Origin of the sequence: Aquidulcibacter sp., assembly GCF_049239865.1 — a bacterium.
Lineage (GTDB): Bacteria > Pseudomonadota > Alphaproteobacteria > Caulobacterales > Aquidulcibacteraceae > Aquidulcibacter.
Genome location: NZ_JBMLTR010000154.1, coordinates 1 through 21848, shown reverse-complemented (window position 1 = coordinate 21848; position 21848 = coordinate 1). Strand labels below are relative to the sequence as shown.

The 21848-nt window shown below is 56.3% G+C and carries 23 protein-coding genes and 1 pseudogene; 13 read left to right on the top strand and 11 right to left on the bottom strand.

The annotated features are described in order from the left end of the window. The 5 genes and pseudogenes from ACOVRA_RS11145 to ACOVRA_RS11125 all read right to left on the bottom strand — a co-directional run. Window positions 1–391 (bottom strand): annotated as a pseudogene (locus ACOVRA_RS11145) (S-methyl-5'-thioadenosine phosphorylase); the annotation flags it as partial. Between the two features lie 5 nt (window positions 392–396). After that, window positions 397–1077: a hypothetical protein gene (locus ACOVRA_RS11140; RefSeq protein ID WP_421720354.1), complete on the bottom strand. Its 681-nt coding sequence runs from the start codon at window positions 1075–1077 to the stop codon at window positions 397–399. A 2-nt stretch (window positions 1078–1079) separates the two neighbouring features. Further along, complete coding sequence (locus ACOVRA_RS11135; protein ID WP_421720353.1) at window positions 1080–2366, bottom strand: cytochrome P450; 1287 nt, start codon at window positions 2364–2366, stop codon at window positions 1080–1082. Window positions 2367–2500: 134 nt separating this feature from the next. After that, the gene (locus tag ACOVRA_RS11130) at window positions 2501–3253 is read right to left on the bottom strand and encodes a hypothetical protein (RefSeq protein ID WP_421720352.1); all 753 of its coding nucleotides are present in this window, start codon (window positions 3251–3253) and stop codon (window positions 2501–2503) included. A gap of 230 nt (window positions 3254–3483) precedes the next feature. Beyond that, complete coding sequence (locus tag ACOVRA_RS11125) at window positions 3484–3888, bottom strand: hypothetical protein (RefSeq protein ID WP_421720351.1); 405 nt, start codon at window positions 3886–3888, stop codon at window positions 3484–3486. A gap of 91 nt (window positions 3889–3979) precedes the next feature. Here ACOVRA_RS11125 and ACOVRA_RS11120 point away from each other — a divergent pair, with 91 nt between their 5' ends. Continuing rightward, entirely contained in the window at window positions 3980–4402 is a 423-nt protein-coding gene (locus ACOVRA_RS11120) for a DUF1801 domain-containing protein (protein WP_421720350.1), read from the top strand. Here the strand turns inward: ACOVRA_RS11120 and serS are convergent. Next, window positions 4390–5676, bottom strand: a complete 1287-nt coding sequence (serS, locus tag ACOVRA_RS11115) for a serine--tRNA ligase (protein ID WP_421720349.1) — start codon at window positions 5674–5676, stop codon at window positions 4390–4392. The two genes, ACOVRA_RS11120 and serS, sit on opposite strands and share 13 nt — an antisense overlap. 132 nt (window positions 5677–5808) lie before the next feature. Between serS and ACOVRA_RS11110 the strand changes: the two genes are divergently transcribed. After that, a complete protein-coding gene (locus ACOVRA_RS11110; protein WP_290803793.1) occupies window positions 5809–6675 on the top strand; it encodes a 50S ribosomal protein L11 methyltransferase in 867 nt (288 codons plus the stop codon). Between the two features lie 6 nt (window positions 6676–6681). Here ACOVRA_RS11110 and ACOVRA_RS11105 read toward each other — a convergent pair whose 3' ends face one another. Then, complete coding sequence (locus tag ACOVRA_RS11105) at window positions 6682–7803, bottom strand: hypothetical protein (protein ID WP_421720348.1); 1122 nt, start codon at window positions 7801–7803, stop codon at window positions 6682–6684. A 161-nt stretch (window positions 7804–7964) separates the two neighbouring features. On the opposite strand from ACOVRA_RS11105, the gene ACOVRA_RS11100 reads away from it, so the two are divergent. The 4 genes from ACOVRA_RS11100 to ACOVRA_RS11085 are packed head-to-tail and all read left to right on the top strand — an operon-like array spanning window position 7965 to window position 12879. Then, on the top strand, window positions 7965–9776 hold the full coding sequence (locus tag ACOVRA_RS11100) for an aminopeptidase P family protein (protein ID WP_421720347.1): 1812 nt from the start codon (window positions 7965–7967) through the stop codon (window positions 9774–9776). Window positions 9777–9832: 56 nt separating this feature from the next. Next, window positions 9833–11107, top strand: coding sequence for an MFS transporter (locus tag ACOVRA_RS11095; protein ID WP_421720346.1), 1275 nt, complete (start codon window positions 9833–9835; stop codon window positions 11105–11107). 42 nt (window positions 11108–11149) lie between these two features. After that, window positions 11150–12067: an SDR family NAD(P)-dependent oxidoreductase gene (locus tag ACOVRA_RS11090; RefSeq protein WP_290803780.1), complete on the top strand. Its 918-nt coding sequence runs from the start codon at window positions 11150–11152 to the stop codon at window positions 12065–12067. 23 nt (window positions 12068–12090) lie between these two features. Then, window positions 12091–12879 carry an META domain-containing protein gene (locus tag ACOVRA_RS11085; RefSeq protein ID WP_421720345.1) on the top strand — a complete coding sequence of 263 codons (789 nt, stop codon included), beginning with the start codon at window positions 12091–12093 and terminating at the stop codon, window positions 12877–12879. Here the strand turns inward: ACOVRA_RS11085 and ACOVRA_RS11080 are convergent. Beyond that, window positions 12876–13787: a LysR family transcriptional regulator gene (locus ACOVRA_RS11080; protein WP_421720344.1), complete on the bottom strand. Its 912-nt coding sequence runs from the start codon at window positions 13785–13787 to the stop codon at window positions 12876–12878. The genes ACOVRA_RS11085 and ACOVRA_RS11080 overlap by 4 nt on opposite strands. 141 nt (window positions 13788–13928) lie before the next feature. On the opposite strand from ACOVRA_RS11080, the gene ACOVRA_RS11075 reads away from it, so the two are divergent. The 6 genes from ACOVRA_RS11075 (at window position 13929) to ACOVRA_RS11050 (ending at window position 18645) form a co-directional block, all read left to right on the top strand. Continuing rightward, a complete protein-coding gene (locus tag ACOVRA_RS11075; RefSeq protein WP_421720343.1) occupies window positions 13929–14504 on the top strand; it encodes a flavodoxin family protein in 576 nt (191 codons plus the stop codon). A 3-nt stretch (window positions 14505–14507) separates the two neighbouring features. Then, window positions 14508–15206, top strand: a complete 699-nt coding sequence (locus ACOVRA_RS11070; RefSeq protein WP_421720342.1) for a pirin family protein — start codon at window positions 14508–14510, stop codon at window positions 15204–15206. Window positions 15207–15263: 57 nt separating this feature from the next. Further along, window positions 15264–15965, top strand: coding sequence for a hypothetical protein (locus ACOVRA_RS11065; RefSeq protein ID WP_421720341.1), 702 nt, complete (start codon window positions 15264–15266; stop codon window positions 15963–15965). A gap of 67 nt (window positions 15966–16032) precedes the next feature. Further along, window positions 16033–16575 (top strand): DUF3833 domain-containing protein, encoded by a 543-nt coding sequence (locus ACOVRA_RS11060; protein WP_421720340.1) that lies wholly within the window; start codon window positions 16033–16035, stop codon window positions 16573–16575. 128 nt (window positions 16576–16703) lie between these two features. After that, window positions 16704–17177: a hypothetical protein gene (locus ACOVRA_RS11055; RefSeq protein WP_421720339.1), complete on the top strand. Its 474-nt coding sequence runs from the start codon at window positions 16704–16706 to the stop codon at window positions 17175–17177. A 334-nt stretch (window positions 17178–17511) separates the two neighbouring features. Then, window positions 17512–18645 (top strand): GNAT family N-acetyltransferase, encoded by a 1134-nt coding sequence (locus tag ACOVRA_RS11050; RefSeq protein ID WP_421720338.1) that lies wholly within the window; start codon window positions 17512–17514, stop codon window positions 18643–18645. Here ACOVRA_RS11050 and queD read toward each other — a convergent pair. From queD to queC, 3 genes are read right to left on the bottom strand one after another with little or no spacing between them, the layout of a single operon-like run. Next, window positions 18642–19013: a 6-carboxytetrahydropterin synthase QueD gene (queD, locus tag ACOVRA_RS11045; protein ID WP_290811908.1), complete on the bottom strand. Its 372-nt coding sequence runs from the start codon at window positions 19011–19013 to the stop codon at window positions 18642–18644. The two genes, ACOVRA_RS11050 and queD, sit on opposite strands and share 4 nt — an antisense overlap. Continuing rightward, on the bottom strand, window positions 19010–19645 hold the full coding sequence (queE, locus tag ACOVRA_RS11040; RefSeq protein WP_421720337.1) for a 7-carboxy-7-deazaguanine synthase: 636 nt from the start codon (window positions 19643–19645) through the stop codon (window positions 19010–19012). Before queE ends, queD begins: the two co-directional genes overlap by 4 nt. After that, window positions 19642–20382: a 7-cyano-7-deazaguanine synthase QueC gene (queC, locus tag ACOVRA_RS11035; protein WP_421720336.1), complete on the bottom strand. Its 741-nt coding sequence runs from the start codon at window positions 20380–20382 to the stop codon at window positions 19642–19644. The genes queE and queC overlap by 4 nt, the downstream gene beginning before the upstream one ends. Before the next feature lie 308 nt (window positions 20383–20690). On the opposite strand from queC, the gene ACOVRA_RS11030 reads away from it, so the two are divergent. Beyond that, a partial coding sequence (locus ACOVRA_RS11030; RefSeq protein WP_421720335.1) for a pentapeptide repeat-containing protein occupies window positions 20691–21848 on the top strand: 1158 nt, incomplete at its 3' end.

Below are 21848 nucleotides of genomic sequence, written 5' to 3'. Positions count from 1 at the left end.
GATGGGCTACCGACACATGGGCAACAAGGCCTGTGCCATAAAAGCTTTTGGGCCGTGCAAAGGTCCGGTCGATGAATTGGTCTACCACGACAAAATGACCTGGCGGCAGTTCTTCCTTGAGCGAGCCGACGGCGGAAATGGACAAAACATCCGTCACCCCTGCCCGCTTCAGGACGTCAATATTGGCGCGGCTATTGAGTTCAGACGGGGAGATACGATGCCCACGGCCGTGGCGCGGCAAAAATACCACTCTTTGGCCGTCCAATTCGGCATCGAAAATTTGATCGGAAGGCTCCCCCCACGGGCTCTCGATGGTCCGCCATTCCCCAGACAGGCCCGGGATATCATACAGCCCGGAACCACCAATCACACCCAAAACCCAGTTTGACATTTAGCTTAACCCTCTTTGCGCCAACGCGTTACATCACGGCGGCAGGCCTCTAACGTGGCCAAGCGGCGTTGCATCACGGCATTTGGATTTTTTGCGCCCGCAAGCTCGCGCTGGCCCTGGCGGGCAAAGGCATCATAATCGGCACGAAAGCGGGGCTCACCGCGTACAGTCGAGGCCGCCAATACCATGGGCTGCATCGCGTCACTCAACGCCATGATCTCACGCGCCACCCCGACAACTTGCTTGGGTGCCCCCGGCCGGCTGGCTTGAATGCGGGTAATCGCGCCCATGAAGTCCGCAGTCCCATAGCATTGTACCAAGCGGGTATAATCGCGCGAGACATCAAAGTTTGGCGCAATTTCCCGGGCAATCTCGGCGGGCGTCAGCGGACCACGCGGCGCAGTCGCTGACATCGGCATGGCTGGACTGGCTAAGGCTGGCAGCGTCGTGTCTGTCGTAGCTGCAGACGCCGCATTTGGGTTAAACTCCTGCGGCAACTCAAATTGCTTCGTCTCAAGGGGCGCAATCATCGGCGTCGCGGGTGCTTTACGGCCAAGATTGATCGTTACCTCTGGCAGAGGCTCCTGAGCGGCGGCTGCGGGCGCCGGGTCTTGAGCTTGGGCTGAAGCCCAATCGACTGGCAGAGCTGCCAGCGTGAGAATGATCGCAAGAGGTGCAAAACGCATGTTCAATCCATTACATAGCGGATTGGCAGGTTCTTAAGCCCGCCAACAAAATTGGCTTCTGACAGCTTGGGTTCGCCTGCAAATTCGACGGATTTGAGGCGCGGCAGCAATTCTTCCCAGAATATCCGCATCTCCAGCTTGGCCAGATGTTGGCCTAAGCACAAATGCGCGCCATAGCCAAAGGCCAAATGCTTGTTTGGTGTGCGATCAATCCGGAACGCATAGGGGTCGTCAAACACTTCTTCGTCGCGATTGCCCGACGGATAGGACAACATCAGCCAATCCCCCTTCCTAATCGTTTGACCGCGCAATGCATAGTCAGCGGTGGCTGAGCGCATGAAATGACGCACCGGCGTCGCCCAACGGATCGACTCATCCACCAAGCCATGGATCAGGTTTGGATCTTGCTGAACGGCTTTCAATTGGTCAGGATTTTGGATCAAGCCAAAGAGGCCCGCGGCGGTCGAGGACGAAGTGGTGTCATGGCCCGCCGTGGCAATGATGGTGTAATAGCTGACGGCTTCAAACGCGCCAATCGGCGCTCCATCCATCTTAGCATTGGCAATCACGGTCGCGACATCTTCAGTCGGGTTGGCCCGGCGCGCCTCTGTGATCTGGTTGAAATACATAAAGAAGTCCATCAGGACGGCTTGGATATCCGCCAAGGCCTTTTGCTCATCCTGAAGCTCGCCACCCGAGCGGTTCATTTCGGGGTCTTGCGCCCCGAACAATTCCTGGGTGAGCTTCAACATACGTGGCTCATCTACTTCCGGCACACCCAGAATTTCCATGATGACACGCAACGGGAAGAAGAGTGCGATATCATTCAAAAAGTCACACTGTCCGTCCATGCCAGCCATTTTGTCGACATACATGCGGGCGATTTTGCGGATCTGATCTTCAAGCTTGCGCAAATTCTGCGGCATAAACCAAGCTTGCGTCATCACGCGGAACTTCGGGTGATCGGGTGCATCCATTTGGACCAGAGTCCGGATCAAATGTGGGGAGCCGCCAGTCTGTTTGCGCACCTTTTCATCCACCGACTTTGTCGTCAGGGTGGTTGGCAATTCGCCGCTCAAAAACAGGTCGTTCTGACGACTGATCTCCAGAATGTCGGCGTGTTTTGACACAAACCAGAATGGTTCAAAATCAGACATCTGGGTCTTGGCCAACGGATAGTCGGTGCGGATTTTCGCAAACGTGGCGTCCATGACGGCTTGATCTGCATAGGTCTTTGGACTGACCACGGCACGCGACAGCTCTTCTGGTAGAGTTGGATCTGCAGACATCGCTTAAGCTCCCTGTATGGCCTTTTATGACTGGGCCTTATTACCGGGACGATGTGACGGACTGCCCGCACGGGTCAAGGGCGTGCAGACAGATTTGATGTGATGCCCGCCTGCTGGTGATGCGATTGCTTCGCTCAAGGCGCGTTGAGGTCCTGCTCCGCAAGGATCCGCAAGCCGCCATCTTTGAGTTCAAAGAAATAAGCTTGGCTCATCAGCTGGCATGGCTTCTCTGAGTTAAGCTCACATTCTTCCCCGGTGAGGCGAATGCCATTCAACTTGTAGTCAAACTTGATTTTATTGCCGGAAATGCTCTTCAAAACCACGTCAGCAGGCTCTGACGGGATCAGATCGCCGGGGGTCACTTCATAGGGCGTTTGGGGAATGGGGGATAAGCCTTGCAAGCGAGCGCTATAAATGCGCAAGCCACGGTCAATCGATTCAGTGATATAGCCCGCATCAAACGTTCCATCCTTATTGATGTCACGGAAACATTGGGCACGCCGCAAACCCTGATCGGGCAAGACTGGGGTGCAATAACCCACACCATTGTCGAGTTGGACCTCAAACAAAATGGTGCCAGCAGGAACAGATTGAGGATAGCTGCCACGACGCGGAATCGTATTGATCTTCAAGCGCGCCGTGTTGGTCACATGCACCTCAAAGCGGGCGATAACGTCGCCTGGGCGAATAATCTCATCAACTTTGCTGGTCGTGACCAAAGTTGCATTGAACCGGAAATCCGTCACAGGCATTTGTAACAGCTTGCCGTCCGCTGCGCGTTCATTCGCCGTAGCCGCGCGGTCTGCATAACTAGGGCCTGTCATCGCTGCCGTTGCGCCGAGCGCGAGGGCCAATGCCCAACCAAATGTCTTGCTGAAAAATGTCATCCAATAACCCTCTAAGCCGATGGGCCGCACGCTGTGCTGCGCCAATTACGCGGATCAAAGGGGGATCACTTGGCTGTATCGGCGCGTTGCCAATCGCATGTGCCACCCCCGTGACGCCCATTACAGGACATAGGGATGACCGACCTCAATTGCCAATTACAAAGAGGTAAGTTTCTGAAGTTTAACGTCTAGGTTGTCGCTTGAGAGTGGGGGACTAAACCACCCTTGCCTTACAATCGCAAAAGCGACGTGATTGGCCACACGGCAATTGCCAAGCCAATAATCACCTCAATCGCAACCGATCGAACGACGTGGCTATGCTGGGTGTTGCTGTCCATGCTGTAGGACAAATAGCGGCCCAAAGCCGTGAACCACCAACCCGCTGCCAAGACACTACAGGCCGCAGTGCCGGCATCTCTTCCCCAGAAGACCATAAAGGCCAAAGCAGACAAATGGAGACCTAAAAACATCCCGCCGAATGTGGCGCGAAACTCTGAATAGCCCTCAGGTTGGCCATTCTCAGGCTGCAAGCGAACAAGCCGCCCCGCCCACATTGGATCAAACATGCCCTTAACACCAAGACCTGCACCAAAAGCGAGTGTCCCAGCAGAAATATAAAAAACGATATCATTCATAGGCATAGCCTCGAAGGGAATTAGGTGATCTTTGGTCGTCTTCCTGTATAGTTGTTAAACGTAAAATTTCTTCCAACAGGAGTGCAAAAGGTTGGGCAAGGCAAACAAGACACAAGCTGAGACCAAAGGCGTCTCGACTTTTCTCGCTGAAGTAGAGCCCGCAGCCCGGGCGGAGGAAGGCCAAGTCTTGGTCGATCTGTTCACACGGGTGACGGGTCAGCCGCCTGTTTTATGGGGGCCGTCCATCATTGGCTTTGGGTCCTACCATTATCGATATGAAAGCGGGCGTGAAGGAGACGCCCCGCGCGTGGCGTTTTCTCCGCGCAAGGCTAAGCTCGTCTGCTATCTCAAGCTCGAGTCCGTGGGTGCAGAGGCCATTCTCGCGCGGCTCGGTAAGCACAGCACCGGCAAGGGCTGTCTCTATATCAACAAATTAAGCGACATAGATCTGGGCGTGCTTGAGGAATTGGTGACCGATAGCTACCGAGCCATGGCCAAAGCTTATCCCAATTGAGTAAGCCCGCCCATATAAGGCACCAACACGTCTGGCACGCGAATGGTGCCATCTTCTTGTTGATAGTTTTCCAACACGGCAACCAAGGTCCGCCCGACAGCTAAGCCAGAGCCGTTTAAAGTGTGGACAAAACGCGTTGCTTTTTCGCCCCTAGCGCGCGTGCGTGTATCCATCCGGCGGGCCTGGAAATCCCCGCAATTGGAGCAAGAGGAGATTTCACGATAAGCGCCCGTGCCATCGTTTTGCCCTGGCAGCCACACCTCCAAATCATAGGTGCGTTGTGCGGAGAAACCCATGTCGCCGGTGCACAATAGCATCCGCCGGTACGGCAGCTTGAGCGCTTCGAGAATGCCTTCGGCACTGGCAGTCATCCGTTCATGCTCGGCCCCAGAGGTTTCTGGGGTGGTGATGGATACCAATTCCACCTTCCAGAATTGATGCTGGCGGATCATGCCACGCGTATCGCGACCTGCACTACCTGCCTCCGACCGGAAGCACGGCGACAAGGCCGTCATGCGGATCGGCAGACGCTCTTCGTCGAGGATTTGCTCACGTACGAGATTGGTCAGAGAAACTTCTGAGGTCGGGATCAAATAGCGACCATCGGTCGTCCTGAACAAATCCTCTTCAAATTTGGGAAGTTGGCCAGTCCCGAACAAAGCATGGTCGCGCACCAGAACCGGCGCACTGGTTTCTTGATAGCCACTTTTCTGGGTATGGTGATCCAGCATGAATTGGCCCAACGCACGTTCCAGTCGGGCCACTTGACCGCTCAACACCACAAAGCGCGAACCGGACATACGCGCGGCACCTTCAAAATCCATCCCGCCCAAGGCTTCGCCGATCGCGACATGATCTTTCGGTACAAAGGGGAGTTGCGGTGGGGTGCCCCAATGTTTCACCACCACATTGCCCGCTTCATCCTCGCCCTCGGGAACGCCAAGGTCTGGCAAATTGGGCAATGCTTGGATGATGGCATCAAGCTCTGCTTGCGCGACGGCTTCGATCTGGCTGGATTGTTCAATCGTCGCCTTTGCGTCGGCCACTTCGGCCATTAGACGGGCAGCTTCCGCTTCATTCTTCTGCGCCTTGGCAGCCCCAATCGCCTTGGACGCCGAATTCCGGACAGCTTCGGCTTCCATCCGCTTGGTCATCGCGGTGCGCAGGCGGCTATCAATCTCCAAAATGGCAGGCGTTTGGGCAGACAAGCCACGCAGCGCCCAGCTGGCGTCATAATGGGCGGGATTGTCACGAAGGGCTTTTAGATCATGCATGATTAGGCTCTATGTTGTTGTGCGTTCCTGTTAGCGCGCGTTGGACGCGCCTGAAAGAGCGCGCGTGCAGGCAGATGAACCAGACTGCCCGTCTAACTCGACAAAAACCGCGGCGGGTTCTATCTCGCGGGCATGTATCTGATCCTCGCCACTGGTCCGCGCGCCGCCATTGAAGGCGCTTCGAAACTCCTTGACGCACTGGGTGGCTTTGGGGCTGTCGGCTGGTGGGAGTTAGAGCGCCGCCAATACAAACTCGAGGCTTATGCCTACACGCTGGAAGCGGCACAATTTGGCGTAGGTGCCCTGGCGCTATCAGACCCCGATTTGGACGCCCGTATCGCACCGCTGGAGGATGCGGATTGGGTGAAAATGTCGCTCGAAGGCTTGCCGCCTGTGCCCGCTGGCCGTTTCATGGTTGTCGGCAGTCATGATGTCGGCAAAGCAAAAAACGGCACCGTCGAAATCATCATTGATGCTGGTGAAGCTTTTGGTACAGGCCACCATGGGACAACTTCGGGCTGCCTCTTGGCACTCGACCGGCTATTGACGCGCGGCAAGCGCCCGCAGCGGGTTTTGGACGTGGGAACAGGCTCTGCCATTCTCGCCATCGGGGCCGCGAAAACCGGTAGCCGGGTTGTGGTTGGTACCGAGATTGATCCCCGCGCAAACTATATCGCCGGGCTAAATGCCAAACTTAACCATGTCGGCCCAAAGGTGCGCACCTATGTCGCCAATGGCGTACGCCGCGCCTTGATCCGCTCGCAAGGCCCGTTTGACTTGGTTTTCGCAAATATTCTGATGAAGCCGCTGGTGCGCTTGTCGCCAGATCTGGCCAGTATCGTGAAGCCCGGCGGCCGTATCGTATTATCAGGTCTATTGACCCACCAAGAACCAGCCATTCGCCGCGCCTATGGCCAGCGAGGTCTGGTGCTTGAGCATCGATATCGGAAAGAAAACTGGTCGACCTTGACCTATCGCAGGCCGTTGAAGGCCCAATAAGCGCACTTACGCCCGACGGCTCAATTCGTCATAGCTGGTTTCGGTCAGACTGGTCAGAAACTCATTCAGCATTTCGTGGAATTCTGAAGCCTGCATGTGCAAGCGGTTTGGGTTGGGAAAGCGGTAATCCCAGAAACTGGTGATGTGGCTAATCACGCCCATGCTGTGACCCAGTTCAATGAACAAGCGCGGCGCTTCTAGCAAGAACTTCCGGAATGCAGCCGCATTGCCATGTTCGACCAGATCGTTGAAGGCGTCATCATAGAGGCCCAAAATGGCAACGCAGCCGCGTGCGGCTTTCTGGATCGCCTTTTTTAGCGCGATGCGCTGATTGGAAATGGATGCATCTAGCACCCGGTCCATAGCCCCTTCCAAGGACACGCGATCCAAGGCGCCAGCCAAGGACTGAAGCTTGACCATGCTACCGCGAAATTGCCATTTGAAATACAAAAAGCCCTTCCAACTGAAAATGCTGTCCTCAAATTGCTGACCATCTAGGCCCAACGTTATGCGCAACGGGTCCAAACGGGATTCGGTATCCTTGGTCAGGATCGCGTCGACCATCCGCTTAATGCTCTGGCCCATGTGATTATTTGAACCACCGAAAGCCAAGGTGATCAATTGCTGGATTTGCTCGCCAGCAAAGCTGCGCATCCGCTCGATATCTGCCGTGGACATGGCGAAATAACAATCGGCTGGCGAAAAATTATGACGCGTCAACGTCTCTTTGAGGAGAAATGGGTCCAGCGATGGTAACTTGGCCAAAACGCCCAACAGCCTGAAGTCTTCCTCCATATCGCCCTGTTCGCCACCCAGCATTTCAATCAGCGTCGCTTGATAGCCCGATTGTCCAATCAGGATGGATTGGCCACCGGCACGCAGGGTTTTCTTATCAAAAGGAAAGATGATTTTGGTCGCAACCGGACTAGAGCGCGGCATCAAATAGGTTTCATCCGACCGCAGCCGGTGTTTGACAAAAATGGCGCGGTTCAGGGTCGGGTCTTGAAAGAAAGGATGACGCGCATACGCATCCTCTTCATGATTTTGCTCATACACTTGGAATAGATTGAGCACTCGGCTGGTCGAGGCCGTCCTGTATAAGGCTTCAAGACTTCGAAGACCGCGCATGTGCTTTCAGAGACCTCCCAGTCTTGGCGTGCTTATGCTTGCCAAAACTTGGACCAGCTAAAGACTAGATCGGCGTATGTAACTCAATGGATGCAAACAAATTGTGAATCCGTCAGCACCATTGCCTTGCGCGAATTCGGCCATGCCTCTAGGTTCGGTGCATGTTTCAAACTTATGACGTGCGCGGTGGCGCAGACCAAGGCCGCAAGGCACTTCCTTTAATCCGCGCTCAGTTGGAGCAATTGGGCCTTGATGGCCTGTTTGTGCCCCATGAGGACGAGTGGCAGAATGAATATCTGCCCGATTGTGCTGAGCGTTTGGCTTGGGCGACGGGCTTTACCGGCTCCGCCGGGGCGGCCATCATCCTGCGCGATAAGGCCTATTTGTTTTCAGACGGGCGCTACACCCAGCAGGCGCTGAGCCAAACGGCACCCGAATTGTTTGAACAACGCGACCTCGTCGATCAAGGGCCGGCCTTTTGGCTTAAGGCGGAAGCGCCTGCTGGTGCCAAAATCGGTTATGATCCCCGTCTCGTCCCGCCAGATGCCTTGGCCCGTTTGAAAGAATCGGCTGCTCAAGCAGGCGTTGAATTGGTCGCCGTGGGCGTCAATCCGATTGACCAAGCTTGGCAAGATCGCCCTGCGGAGCCAAGTGCGGAAATCGTCCCCCATCCTGAAACCTTCTCTGGTGAAAGCAGCGCGTCGAAGCGCTCGCGCATTGGCGAAAAGCTGTCTGGCGATGGCATTGAGGCCAGTGTTCTCACATCGCCTGCCGCACTGGCTTGGCTGTTCAATATTCGCGGCAAAGACGTCACCCGCACGCCTTTGGCCTTGGGCAGCGCTATTCTGAACAAGGACGGCACGGCGCAATTATTTGTGAAGCCTGAGAAAGTGACGCCAGAATTGCGCGGCTTCTTGGGCAATGAAGTCTCGATCAGCACAGAGCCTGATTTCGTCGAAGCCTTAAAGAAAACCAGCGGCAAGCGCATTTTGGTCGACCCCAGCCTGTCGTCTGCCCATGTGTTTGACGCCTTGCACGCAGCGGGTGCGCAAGTCGTGCGCGGCCAAGATCCCACGATCATGCCGCGCGCCTTGAAGAACGCCGCTGAAATCGCTGGAACCAAGCGTGCCCATGCCCGAGATGGTGTGGCACTTGCCAATTTCCTGCATTGGTTTGACATGGAAGCGCCCAAGGGCAAGCTGACAGAGATCGACATCTGCAAGGCCATCGAAGGCTTCCGCTTGGCGACGGGCGCTTTGCAGGATTTATCGTTTGACTCCATTTCCGGCGCTGGTCCCAACGGGGCTTTCCCGCATTATCGCGTGACGGTCGAAAGCAACCGCAAAGTCGATCAGGATAATTTGTTCCTGCTCGATTCCGGTGGCCAATATCTTGATGGCACCACAGACGTCACCCGCACCGTGGCGGTCGGCACGCCAAGTGCTGAGATGAAAGACCGCTTCACCCGCGTTCTGAAGGGCCATATCGCTTTATCGCGGGTGCGCTTCCCGAAAGGTACCACGGGCTCTGCGCTCGACGCTTTGGCGCGCATGAGCTTGTGGGAAGGCGGCTTTGATTATGACCATGGCACCGGCCATGGCGTCGGCTCTTATCTCGGCGTGCATGAAGGCCCTCACCGCATCGCCAAAGTGCCCAATCATGTGGCGCTGGAACCGGGTATGATCGTTTCCAACGAGCCGGGCTTCTATAAGATTGACGGTTACGGCATTCGCACCGAAAATCTGCAATATGTGACGCCCGCCACCCCGATTGAGGGCGGAGAGCGGCCGATGTTGGGCTTTGAGACGCTAACACTGGCCCCGATTGATCGCCGCTTGATCGTGGTCGAGATGTTGACCGAGGCAGAACGGGTTTGGCTGAACCAGTATCACGCCAAAGTTCTGGCAGAGATTGGCCCACGCGTGGAAGCTGATGTGCGGGCTTGGCTCGAAGCGGCAACTGCACCGCTTTAGCGCTTTATCGCCTTTAGTCCATTGACCTCAAAGGTTGGCTGACCCATCAAAGAAGGGTGAGCCAATCTTTAGCCCCCTTCAAGCATGTTTCTTTCGCCCGCTATTGGTGCGCCCGCGTTTTTTGGACGTTGGGCACGCAGATCCAGATCACGGCGATGGGTTGGCAGGTCTATGACATTGCGCGAGCACGTGGCGACACGATTGAAGAAGGTGCTTTTCTGCTGGGCCTGATTGGTCTGTCGCAATTCGTGCCTTTGCTCATCCTATCCTTGTTTGGTGGCCAAGCAGCCGACCGGTTTGATCGCCGCTTGATCATTCTAGTCTGTATTGCGTTGAAAGTGGCGATTGCGGCGGCCTTGGTGACCGCTTCAGGCTTTGCGCCGTCTGCCTTGATCGCCGCTATCTTTGCCGTTGCCATGGTGACAGGCATGTTGAACGCCTTTTTGCCCGCAGCCAGCTCTGCCATGGTGTCCAACCTCGTGCCGCGCGATCAGCTGCCCCAAGCCATCGCGCTCATGTCTTTAAGCTTTCAAGGTGGCTCCGTTCTCGGCCCCGCTCTGGGCGGCCTCTTGTTCCACTTCGGTGCCAATGTGCCCTATAGCGCTGCCTTGGGACTGTTTATCTGTGGCTGGATTCTGGCCTTTTGGACCAAGGCCCCACCGCAAGAAAAAGTCGAAAGCGGGCGCACCTTTGCGATGATCAAAGAGGGCCTGATTTATGTGCGCGACAATAAGATTGTTTTAGGCGCGCTCAGCCTCGATCTCGCCGTTGTCCTATTGGCCGGGGCGACCGCCCTCCTCCCCGTTTTTGCGCGCGATATTCTCCATGCTGGCCCCACCGCACTTGGGGCCTTGCGCTCTGCCGGGGCGATTGGGGCAGGTGTGGTCTCCATCTTTCTCGCGATCAAGCCGATTGAGCGCAATGTCGGACGATGGATGTTTGGTGCGGTCTTTGTGTTTGGACTGGCGACCTTGGGCTTTGGCCTGTCGACCACTTTGTGGGTTTCGGTCGCCTGCTTGGCAATTGCAGGTGCAGCCGACATGATTTCGGTCTATGTGCGGTCTTCGCTGGTGCAATTGGCAACCCCAGACGCGATGCGTGGGCGGGTGTCGGCGATCAGCTTTGTCTTCATCTCAGCATCCAATGAAATGGGCGAGTTCCAATCCGGTGTAGCCGCCCGCCTGCTCGGCCCCGTCACCGCCGTTGTTGCCGGTGGTATTGGCGCGGTTATGATCGCGGGGGCGTGGATGCGGCTGTTCAAGCCCTTGGCCGAGGCCGACCGCTTTGAAGATGCAGCGCCAGAAAATCAGGCCTCGACCAAAGCGTCTTGACCCTGCTAATCTCAAACAAACATAAAACTAGGGAGCACGACCATGGGCGTTTTAGACGGTAAAGTCATTCTGATTACAGGTGGTGGCAATGGCATTGGCCGCGAGTGCGCGCTGCAAGCCGCGGCTGCTGGGGCCAAAGTTGTCGTCAATGATTTGGGCGGCTCGGTTACAGGCGGTGATGAAGGCTCGGTCGGGCCTGCACAAGCGGTTGCCGATGAGATCAAGGCAGCTGGCGGCCAAGCCGTCGCCAATTCTGACTCTGTCACCGACTTTGCCGCCGTTAAAGGCATGATTGAACAAGCCAAGGATGAGTTTGGTGGCCTTCATGCCATTATCAATCCCGCCGGCATCTTGCGCGATGGCATGTTCCACAAAATGTCCGAACCCGACTGGGATGCCGTGATCGATGTGCATTTGCGCGGCGCTTATAACGTCACCCGCGCCAGCGTGGAATTGTTCCGCGAGCAACAAGACGGGGCCTATGTCCTGTTTACCTCCACCTCCGGCATTATCGGCAATATTGGCCAAGCCAATTATGCCGCCGCCAAAATGGGTGTAGCGGGCTTGTCGCGCATCATCGCGATGGAAGGGGCGTTGAAAAACGTGCGCTCCAACGTTATCGCGCCCTTTGCTTGGACCCGTATGATCGCCACCATCCCCGTGAAGGATGAAGCCAGCGCCCAGCGGGTGGAACGGATCCGCACCCGGATGCGCGCCGATCAGGTCGCCACCTTCGCAGTCAGCCTGTGTTCAGCTGCCGCCAGTCATGTAACAGGTCAAATATTCGGCGTACGTGGCAATGAAGTGGTCGTCTTTGACCAACCAAGGCCAGTCCGCTCGGTATCGAGGATTGACGGATGGACACCAGAGACATTGATCGAACATGGACTGCCCGCTTTGAAAGGTGGATTCATGGGACTGGAGGCAACAGCCGGGGTCTTCACCTGGGATCCAGTCTAACAAAGTTTAGCCTCGCGCTCGCCGTGTGCGGGCTGGCCGCATTTGCCGCCAGCCCAGCGCTGAGCCATGGCGTACATGCGCCCTCAAAGGGGGCACCTAAGCCTGTTTTGGTGCTGGAGGGCGAGTTTGTGGCGACGGAACTCAATGGCCGCCCGCTCAGCCGAAGCGGTGACGCGCCCAAAGCGACTTTGGTTTTTCTGCCCCAAGATGGCGTCAGCGGCTCAACCGGCTGCAATCGACTGAATGGCAGGTTGGTAAGGTCGGGCGCAGACACCACGCGCTTTGGTCCGCTTGCCCTCACCAAAATGGCCTGTACAGGCCCAGCAGGTGCTTTAGAGCGCCAGATGCTGGCGGTCCTGCGTGCTACCAATCAGATCAGCAAATTTGGCAGCGAAGTGCGTTTGCTATCGGCCAATGGCCGCGTGCTTGCGCGCCTGCAAACCATCAGCGCGCGCACCGAAACTGGGCCCAGTCTTTATGGCAAGTCTTGGACCTTGGTCCGCCTAAATGGGCAGGCGCTCGATCCGCAAAGCCTCAGGCCGCAGGTGACGTTTGAAAGCAATCGCATCAGCGGCTCAACCGGGTGCAACCAGTTTTCCGGTATCCACCAGCGCGCTGCAGGCAAGTCCCGCTTCATGAATATGATGCAAACAGAGCGGGCATGTTTGGCCGCGATCGGCGACCCCATGGCGATTGAAGCCGCCTTTATGGCAGCCCTAAGTCAAGTCGATGAGATCAGTTTGACGACAAATCAGATGATCTTGAAGTCCAGTAAGTCGCCAGATGTGCTGATCTTTGAAGCGGGCAATTAAACATGCCAAGGCGGGGGCCGTCCGCCAAATTTCTTGACCATAAAGTCCGCGAAGACTTCCAGACGCTTTGGCTTGCCCCTGCCGGGCGGGCTTAAGAGATGCAAGGTCAATTCGGGCGACCGCCAGTCTTCCAGCGCGCGTTCCAGCCTGCCCGCACGCAAATCTTCGCAGACCAAAAAGTCGGGCAGATAGGCAACGCCGAGGCCTTCGCGAAGGGCTGGCATTTCAATTTCGCCGCCATTGATGGTGATGGGGCCTTGAACCCGCACGCGCAGGTCGTTGCCTTCCCCATCCACATAGCGCCAGAGCGAGTGGTTGGGCGTGTTGGTGTAGCGAAAGCAGCAATGCATGGCGAGGTCTTCGGGCCTGCGCGGCTTGCCCCGCTCTTGCCAATAGGCGGGGGCTGCCACCGTCAACAGGCGCACCGGCGCGAGTTTGCGTGCCAAAAAACTGGAGTCCGGCATGGTGCCAATGCGGATCGCCACATCGAAATTGTCCGCCACCATATCCACAGTGCGCTCGTCCACGCCAAACTCGAGGCTGATTTCGGGATAGGCGCGGATGAATTCCGGCAAGAGGTCGGCCAGCCACAGGCGCGCAAAGGCTTGTGGCGCAGCAATTTTCAGATTGCCACGCGGCACCTCACGGGTTTCGCGGGCTTCGTCCGCTAAGGCAGCAGCCTCTTCCATGATGCGCTGCGCCCGGGCATAGGCACGCTGGCCGGCATCGGTCAGCGAAAACAGGCGCGTGGTGCGGGCAAACAGCAAGACCCCCAGCTTTTGCTCCAGTTCTGCAATCTGCTTGGAGACGGTTGCTTTGGACAAATTGAGATCGCGCGCCGCAGCGGTGACGCTGGCGCGCTCGGCGACTTTCGCAAAGGTCGTGAGAAGGTCGAGGTCTAGACTCATGCGCGGCACCATTTTTTGACACAAATCACGAAACAATCGGTTTCGTTTTTCCCTAGTATTCGAACAATCTGCTTTCGTCCATAAGGCGTTTCAACATCTGTCGTGTCGTTGACGGCAGGTTTAGAAAAAAGGTCTCTTCCCATGACGAAAATCGCAATCATCTATCATTCGGGCTATGGCCATACCGCCGTGGTGGCAGAACATGTCGCCAAAGGTGTGACAGAGGCTGGTGGCGACGCTGTGCTGTTGAAGATCGAGTCCGCCGCACAGGATTTCAATGCGCTTTTGGATGAAGCCAGTACCGCTGACGCCATCATCTTCGGCGCACCTACCTATATGGGTGATGTCTCGGCACCTTTGAAAGCCTTTTTTGAAGCCAGCTCTAAAGTCTGGTTCACCTTGGGCTGGAAAGACAAAGTGGCCGGCGGCTTCACCAATTCCTTGAGCTTTGCCGGGGACAAGGGCCACGCCCTTAATTCGATCCTGACCTTGGCCATGCAGCATGGCATGATCTGGGTCGGCACGGGCCTCGCACCTGGTGCACATAGCAATAGCGATGCGGCCCCTGACGTCGTCAATCGTTTGGGCTATTCTGTTGGTGTTGCAACCCAGTCCGACAATGCGGCACCCGAAATTACCCCGCCAGCAGGAGACCGTGAGTTTGCCCGCCTCTATGGCGTTCGCATAACAGAAATGACGAAGAAAATGAAAGGTTAAGCCATGATTGAGAAACGCGAATTCAACAGTCTGGGCCGCTTTAAAAATAGCTGGCTCAATGCCCGCCACCACTTCTCCTTCGGCCATTATCATGACCCAAAGCGCACGCAATGGGGCACGATACGGGTGTGGAATGATGACGAAATTGCCCCCGGTACCGGCTTTGATCCCCATGGCCATGCCGATATGGAAATCATCACCTATGTGCGCGAAGGGGCGATCACCCATAAGGATAGCTTGGGTAATGTGGGCCGCACCGAAGCGGGCGACGTTCAGGTCATGAGCGCAGGCACCGGTATCACCCACGCCGAATATAATATGGAAGATGAGAAAACGACGCTCTATCAAATCTGGATCTTGCCAGAGAGCGCGGGCGTTGCCCCTTCGTGGGGTGCGGCGAAATTCCCCAAGGATGATCGCTCCGGCCAGTTCATCACGCTGGCTTCGGGCTACTCCGAGGATAAAGGTGCTTTGCATATCCGCCAGAAAGCCCGTGTCTTGGGTGCAACTTTGAAGGCAGGCGAAAGCGTCACCTATGATTTGGCTGCTGGCCGTCACGCCTATCTGGCAGCCGCCAAGGGCGTCGTCGAACTCAACGGCATCGACCTGTATGAGCGCGATGCCGCCGCCATCAAGGACGAGCCCAAATTGACCATCAAGGCCGTTGTCGACGCCGAACTGGTATTGGTCGACGCGCCTTAATACTGCATTGAGGCTAACATGAGAGGCTGGCCGTTCTTCGAAAGTAGGACGGCCACCATGTTGTTTAACAAGCCTCCCTCCCCCGCGCGTTCGCGCCGCGATGTAGGCCATGAAGTCCGCCCCCGTCCTATAGGGCCAAGGCCCAATGGGCCAGACACGCCTTTGATGGAACCAGCGGCCCTAAGTCGCGCCCTTCGCCATGCGGCGTGGCGCGATCCCCGGGCAGAGCGCAAGAAATTCACCGAGGTCTATAGTGCCGTCCGTACCTTGGAACGCACCGCAGCCTATGTCGATCAAGCCTTGGAGCGCTTATCCGAAGTAGCTGAGGCTTTGCGGATCGGCCAAACGACCGAGCACGATTTGATGCGTGGCCTACAAGCGGCGCGGATTGAAGAATTGCTCGACAGTCTTGAGCGGCTCTCGAAAATGGCCGCAAATGGCGGCCTTAACCTCCTCAATGGCGAGTCAGAAAGCCTCTATCTCGACTTTGGACACGAAGCCTTTCGCTATGTCCTCCCGCCATTTGATCTGCGGCGCGGGCCAAAGGGCCTGAATATCCCCCAGATGAAGGACGGCTTCGACAATAGCTCTGAAATCCAGGCTATCAGCCAAGCTGTGGCATTGGCCCAAGTCCGGGTCGGTCAATTTGCTGCCCGCCTCAGCCATGATGCGGGGATGCTGGTCCGCATGGCCAAGACCTATGAAGCCGACATCTCCGTTGAGGGTGACATTGGCCCAAGCCAGGAACGCGCCGACTGAGTCACCCGCCGGTTTCACTGAACCAATTCAGCGCCTGACGCGTAGAGAGCTTTGAAAGGTGTTCAACATGTTCAAAACCCTCCAAAAGGCAGCCGCCCTAACAGCCGTCGCTCTGAGTGTGGCCGGTTGTGCCACGACGGCATCCGCTCCGACTGCAAAAGCGCCACAGCAACTTGTTCTGGAAGATTATTTCAAGGGCAAAACGACCGCTTGGGGCGTGTTCCAAGACCGTAACGGCACGCTGATCCGTCAGTTCAAGGTCGATATTGATGGCCAATGGGACGGTTCCGTCCTCACCCTCGATGAACGCTTTGATTATGCCGACGGCGCGAAAGAGCAACGCATCTGGAAGATCAAAAAGACGGGTCCCAACAGCTATGAAGGCACGGCGGGCGATGTGCGCGGCGTGGCACGCGGCCTCATTCAAGGCAACCAATTGTCGTGGGTCTATGATGTTGACTTGAAGGTCGGTGAGCGCACGGTCTTAGTGACATTTGATGATCGGATGTGGTTGCAGCCAGACGGTATTCTGATCAATCGGGCAAAAGTGAAGAAGTTCGGCATCGTCTTTGGTGAAGCCACCATCGTGTTTCAGCCGGTAAAGCCCTAAGACGACGATCAAGCCGCCACAAATTTAATGTTGGGCCACCTTGCCGAAACCCAATTTTGCGATCATTTTAGGCTTTGCTGGGCCCAATTCTCGAATTCGCAACGGGGTTGGATAAAGAGGAGAAAGACATGGTGAAGTTATTTTCTGCCGCTGCGCTGCTCTTAGCGATGACCTTTGCTTCCACCGCATCTGCCGACCCACTGCAAGTCAATGTGACCTACAGCGAGGCGGCTCAAAAAAAGATGGAAAAGACCTATGGCGTGCGAGAAAAGGCCGTCATTCAAGAGATGGTTGAACGTAGCCTGCGCGAAAGCCTTGGTGACCGGGTAGCCCGCGTCGATGTCGTGATCAACGATCTGACGGCCAATCGTCCGACTTTCAAGGAATTGGGCGATAAGCCGGGCCTGTCCATGCAGAGCTTCGGCATTGGCGGGGCGGACGTTTCCGGCAAAGCTTTTGATGCGGCGGGCAAATTAATCGGCCAAGCCAGCTATGACTGGACAGGCGACATCATCTGGGCAGACACCGCTTGGATTTGGTCGGATACAGACCGCACCTTGTCTGTCTTCGCACGGAAATTGGCGCAGGCTGTTCCGGGGTAAGGGCCCTTTAGAACAATTTCTAGCCGATCAATTCAATCAGCGGGGCCTAAACGGGCCCCGCTATTTTTTGTTCGATTCGTAAGCGAGAATGCCAAATTTACCGAACCAATCTGTGTGTCAAATTCACACACACCTCTTAGACCACCAGCACCTTCGATCCAATTTTGGCACACGCGCACGGCCATATTTGCCAAAATGGACGAAAAGAGCGCAAAAATCACAGAAACGTGACAAATTACTCGGAAGAAATAGGGTCCAATTCCGCGTAATGTTTCTTAGGGTGGGCCGAATTTTGCTACCCCGGGTGAAAGCTTTTTCTGGAAGGATTTGCACGATGACTAAGGTTACCCACGTTTCAGTTGCCTCACTTGATGGAATTACTGAGACTGAGGAGGCTCTATTCTGTGCATTTCGCGATTCAAATCCAGATCTGGCCAGCCCATATTTTTCCGCCGACTTCTTAAAGGCGATCGCGCCACATACGCCTGGCAGCATGTTGGCGCGTTTTCATGACGGCGACGAGATTGTTGGCTTCTTTGCCTATCAGAAACGCGGGCAAAGCTTGCAGCCGGCCGGTGCCCCTTTGGCCGATTATCATGCAGCCGTCATGAAGACCGGCTATGCGCCCGACTGGTCACTTCTTCTGGCAGCAGCCGGCGCAAAGCGGTTGGAGTTTAACGGTCTAATAGGCGCTGAAGGTCTTGATCGCGCGCCCATCGTCAAGCATCGCCAAATTGCCGCGCTCACCGATGGCTTTGAAGCTTGGTTTGCAGCACAAAAAGCCCGCGCACCAAAATATTTCAAAAACCTGGGCCGCTGCACACGCAATGTCGCCAAGGATTTGCCAGAGCTGAAATTTGAATGGACCGACGTTTCCCCCGCCTTGTTGGACTGGGTTCTGACCTTGAAGGTCGATCAATATAAGCGCTCTGGCATGCACGATGTGTTCAGCTGCGGCTGGACCCGCGACTTGCTTTTCGCCTTGGCGGAGCAAAAGTCTACCGGTTCAAGCTTGCGGGCCGGCATTTATCGTCGGGGCGACGAATTGGTTGCCGCTGAAATCTGCATGATCGACGGGGAAGATTTGCATTTCTGGTTCCCGGCCTACAACCCAGCCTATAGCCGCTATTCCCCCGGCCTGCTCTTGACCTTCGACATCATCCGCCACGCCTCTGACCTCGGGTTTAAGGTGTTTGACTTTGGTAGCGGCGGTGAAGCCTATAAGTCGCCGATGACGATTGACGGCCCGCTTTGCTATGAAGGCCAAGTCGGCCAAGCCTTGACTTTGCCCTTGAAGAGCGAAGGCTTGCAACGCGCCTGGCTCAGCGTCTGGCGGCGCGCACATATTGTTCGGGCATGCGAAGTGTCGATTAAAGGTCAACTCTTAGCGTGTTGGCGTCTGTTAGAACGGGCACACATCCGCGCACGCGCACGTTTTGCGGCGCGCCTGCAGCAGCCTGCGACCTAAAGGCCAATCTCCAGCGTACACATTTCGCCCAGCGACGGCCGGGCGACCGATACGCGGCGCAAATTGGGTAGGCTTGGCTTCAAGCGCTCGGCTACCCAGGCGCAAATGTTTTCCAGCGTCGGTGTCTCAAGGCCTTCGATCTCATTCAGGAACGAATGATCGAGCACATTGCGAACTTCGCTAATCGCTTTGGCGAGTTCGGCAAAGTCGCGCACCCAATGGTCTTTGCCATCGGCCTCATCCTCAACCGATACATCCAGCCGGAAGGAATGGCCGTGCAAACGGCGATAGGGATGGCTTTCATCGCCTTGGTGGAGATGATGGGCGGCGTCAAAAGTTACGCTTTTGGTCAAGAGGCAGCGGGTCACGGGATTCCAAGCATTTTATGTGTTTGCAGGCTCAATCGCCATTGTGGATGCGCAAGACAATAGGCGACCGCAGCTTGGGTGTTTTTATCCGTGTGCGGGCCGTCCATGGGTTGAAGGTAAAAATTGTTGAAGGCGAGCGCCTCAAACCGGTCTGGCATGGCCAAGGCTTGGGGATAAACCAGCTTCAGCTCATGGCCGCTGACCTGTGCGAGTGCGGCATTCGCCTTGGGGCTGACGCAGATCCAGTCAATCCCTTCCGGGGCTGCAATCGTGCCATTGGTCTCCACCGCAATCTCAAAGCCTGCGTGATGCAGCGCCTCGATCAGGGGGGCGTCAAGCTGCAGCAATGGCTCTCCGCCCGTGCAGACGACATAGGGATGGCCGAGTTGCAGATCAGGCCAAAGCGCCGCGACTGCCTCTGCTAAGGCCTCTGCAGTTTCAAACTTGCCGCCGCCTTCGCCATTGGTGCCAACAAAGTCTGTGTCGCAGAATTGGCAAACGGCATCCGTGCGGTCCTGCTCCCGCCCGCTCCACAAATTACAACCGGTAAAGCGCAGGAATACCGCCGGACGGCCGGCTTGGGCCCCCTCGCCCTGCAGGGTGTAGAAACGCTCTTTCACCATATAGGTCATGGGGCCACGCGCGCGCCTTGCAGAGCCTGGCCCTGATGCTGGGCCTGCCATTGTTGCCAGCCTGCGGCCCGCAACTCACACGCTGGACAGGTGCCACAGCCATACCCCCAGTCGTGCCGCAGCGAACGGTCGCCCGTGTAGCAGGTGTGGGAATGCTCCACCGTGAGGTCAATCAAGACGTCGCCGCCCAGAGCAAACGCAAGGTCCCACGTCTGGGCTTTGGTCAGATACATGAGCGGCGTCGCCAACTTAAACGAGACATCCATGCCGAGCGACAGGGATTGCTCCATCGCATCCAACGTCGCACGGCGGCAATCGGGATAGCCAGAATAGTCGGTCTCGCACATGCCGCCGACCAAAACCCCCAGCCCACGGCGATAGGCCAAAGCCCCCGCAAAGGTCAAAAAGACCAGATTACGCCCTGGCACAAAGGTTGTTGGCAGGCCGGAGTCCGCCATGGCGATGGCGGTATCGCGGGTCAAAGCCGTGTCAGAAATCTGCCCCAAAAGCCCGAGATCCAAGAGGTGGTCATCGCCCAGCTTTTGGCCCCAGTCCGGCATGGTGGCGCGGATCGCTTCCAAAATCACCAAGCGCTGGTCCAATTCCACGCGGTGCCTTTGACCGTAATCAAAGCCAATCGTCTCCACGCGGTCATATCGCGACAACGCCCACGCCAAGCAGGCCGTAGAATCCTGACCGCCTGAGAACAGGACAAGCGCATGTTTGGGCTCAATCACGAGGAGACTTTCACGGAAGCAGAACGGGGGGATGGGCGCGTTCCATAGCCTATTTTCGGCGAAACCGAAACTACTAGAGCGCAGAAGGTTTCTCCCGTCGAAGCCGCAAGCCCGATGAAGCGCTTTCCCATTTGCGGGGATGAGACGTGCACGAACAAAAGGATGTATTATTTTACTATGTTTGAAGCATTCAGGCATTCTCGAAGTCATTAGGTTGGTAACTTCGGTTTTCCTTAACTAAGCCACAACACTCCTGAGGTAATGTCAGGCCTAATTACTCAACCAGTATCAAGAAGTTTAGGTGACACTTGAGCAGCATCGTATCTTACGTAAAACTGGACTCTGAGACACTTGAAGCTGTCTTGAAGCTCCATGAGCGTTATGCAAACGGGATCGCTGGTGGCAAACGGGCCTCTTTGAAATTTGTCGACTTTTCAGGGATTGACCTCTCCGGCCGCAATTTAGCCGATGCCGAATTGACCGGATGTGCGTTTGAAAACGCCAAACTGATCAAAACGATCTTTGAGCGCGCCATCCTGTTTGCCTGTGATTTCCGCAAAGCAGACCTACGCGGGGCCCGCATGGCGAAAGCGGATATGCGCGGGGCCAATTTGCGCGGCGCAGACCTGTCCCATGCTGACTTGACCCAGTCGGACTTCCGCGAAGGCGAAGTCGCTGTAGCCGACAAGAAAAACGGCATGATGGTGGTTAAGCACCGCATGCGACCCGGCGACGCTGAGGGCACTTTGTTTGTCGGCGCCACGCTCGATGGCTCGCAGTTCAATGGCGTCCAAGCCAAGGGTGCAGACTTCCAAGATTGCTCCATGAAGGGTGCCAAGCTGTCTGGGGCTATTTTGAAGGATTGCAATCTGGCTGGTGCCGATTTGCAAGACGCAGATTTGACCGGCGCTAGGCTGGAAGGCGCGCATTTCGAAGATGCGATTCTGACCGGTGTTGCGCTGGGCTATAGCAAGATCGACCCCAAAATGGCCAAGGGTGCTTTGGGCGACCCAAGTGACAGCGCAAAAATTCGCGCCATCCAGCTCGAAAACATGGCCAATGACCATCAAGCTTGGTGGGAAAGCAACGGCAGTGCAGGCAAGCATGCGAAATTCGATGGGGAAGACCTTCGCCCGATGGCGTCGATGTTTAAGGGCATGCGCCTGACCGCCATTTCAGCGGTTAAATGCAACGGGGTTGGCGTGCGCTTTCTATCGACGCAGTTGCAAGGTGCGAATTTCTCCGAGGCCGACTTACGCGGGACCTGTTTCGCAGGCGCTGACTTGCGCGGGGCAAACTTTACGCGTGCGCGCCTGAAGAAGGCCGACTTCCGGAACGCGAAGCTTAGTCCTTTGCGCATTAGTGCGGACAAGACCAAGGCAACCGACTTCACCGGCGCTGAAATGCGCTACGCCAATTTCGACCAAGCCGATATTCGCGAAGCCCTTTTCTATGATGTCGATATG

Bases quoted from the DNA above. Each gene is read 5' to 3' on its own strand.
- ACOVRA_RS11130 (WP_421720352.1), bottom strand. From the start codon at position 3,253: ATGACATTTTTCAGCAAGACATTTGGTTGGGCATTGGCCCTCGCGCTC.
- ACOVRA_RS11135 (WP_421720353.1), bottom strand. From the start codon at position 2,366: ATGTCTGCAGATCCAACTCTACCAGAAGAGCTGTCGCGTGCCGTGGTC.
- ACOVRA_RS11075 (WP_421720343.1), top strand. From the start codon at position 13,929: ATGACGAAAATCGCAATCATCTATCATTCGGGCTATGGCCATACCGCC.
- ACOVRA_RS11060 (WP_421720340.1), top strand. From the start codon at position 16,033: ATGTTCAAAACCCTCCAAAAGGCAGCCGCCCTAACAGCCGTCGCTCTG.
- ACOVRA_RS11070 (WP_421720342.1), top strand. From the start codon at position 14,508: ATGATTGAGAAACGCGAATTCAACAGTCTGGGCCGCTTTAAAAATAGC.
- ACOVRA_RS11050 (WP_421720338.1), top strand. From the start codon at position 17,512: ATGACTAAGGTTACCCACGTTTCAGTTGCCTCACTTGATGGAATTACT.
- serS (WP_421720349.1), bottom strand. From the start codon at position 5,676: ATGCATGATCTAAAAGCCCTTCGTGACAATCCCGCCCATTATGACGCC.
- ACOVRA_RS11125 (WP_421720351.1), bottom strand. From the start codon at position 3,888: ATGAATGATATCGTTTTTTATATTTCTGCTGGGACACTCGCTTTTGGT.
- ACOVRA_RS11140 (WP_421720354.1), bottom strand. From the start codon at position 1,077: ATGCGTTTTGCACCTCTTGCGATCATTCTCACGCTGGCAGCTCTGCCA.
- queE (WP_421720337.1), bottom strand. From the start codon at position 19,645: ATGACCTATATGGTGAAAGAGCGTTTCTACACCCTGCAGGGCGAGGGG.
- ACOVRA_RS11100 (WP_421720347.1), top strand. From the start codon at position 7,965: ATGTTTCAAACTTATGACGTGCGCGGTGGCGCAGACCAAGGCCGCAAG.
- ACOVRA_RS11055 (WP_421720339.1), top strand. From the start codon at position 16,704: ATGGTGAAGTTATTTTCTGCCGCTGCGCTGCTCTTAGCGATGACCTTT.
- ACOVRA_RS11105 (WP_421720348.1), bottom strand. From the start codon at position 7,803: ATGCGCGGTCTTCGAAGTCTTGAAGCCTTATACAGGACGGCCTCGACC.
- ACOVRA_RS11110 (WP_290803793.1), top strand. From the start codon at position 5,809: ATGTATCTGATCCTCGCCACTGGTCCGCGCGCCGCCATTGAAGGCGCT.
- ACOVRA_RS11065 (WP_421720341.1), top strand. From the start codon at position 15,264: ATGTTGTTTAACAAGCCTCCCTCCCCCGCGCGTTCGCGCCGCGATGTA.
- ACOVRA_RS11090 (WP_290803780.1), top strand. From the start codon at position 11,150: ATGGGCGTTTTAGACGGTAAAGTCATTCTGATTACAGGTGGTGGCAAT.
- ACOVRA_RS11080 (WP_421720344.1), bottom strand. From the start codon at position 13,787: ATGAGTCTAGACCTCGACCTTCTCACGACCTTTGCGAAAGTCGCCGAG.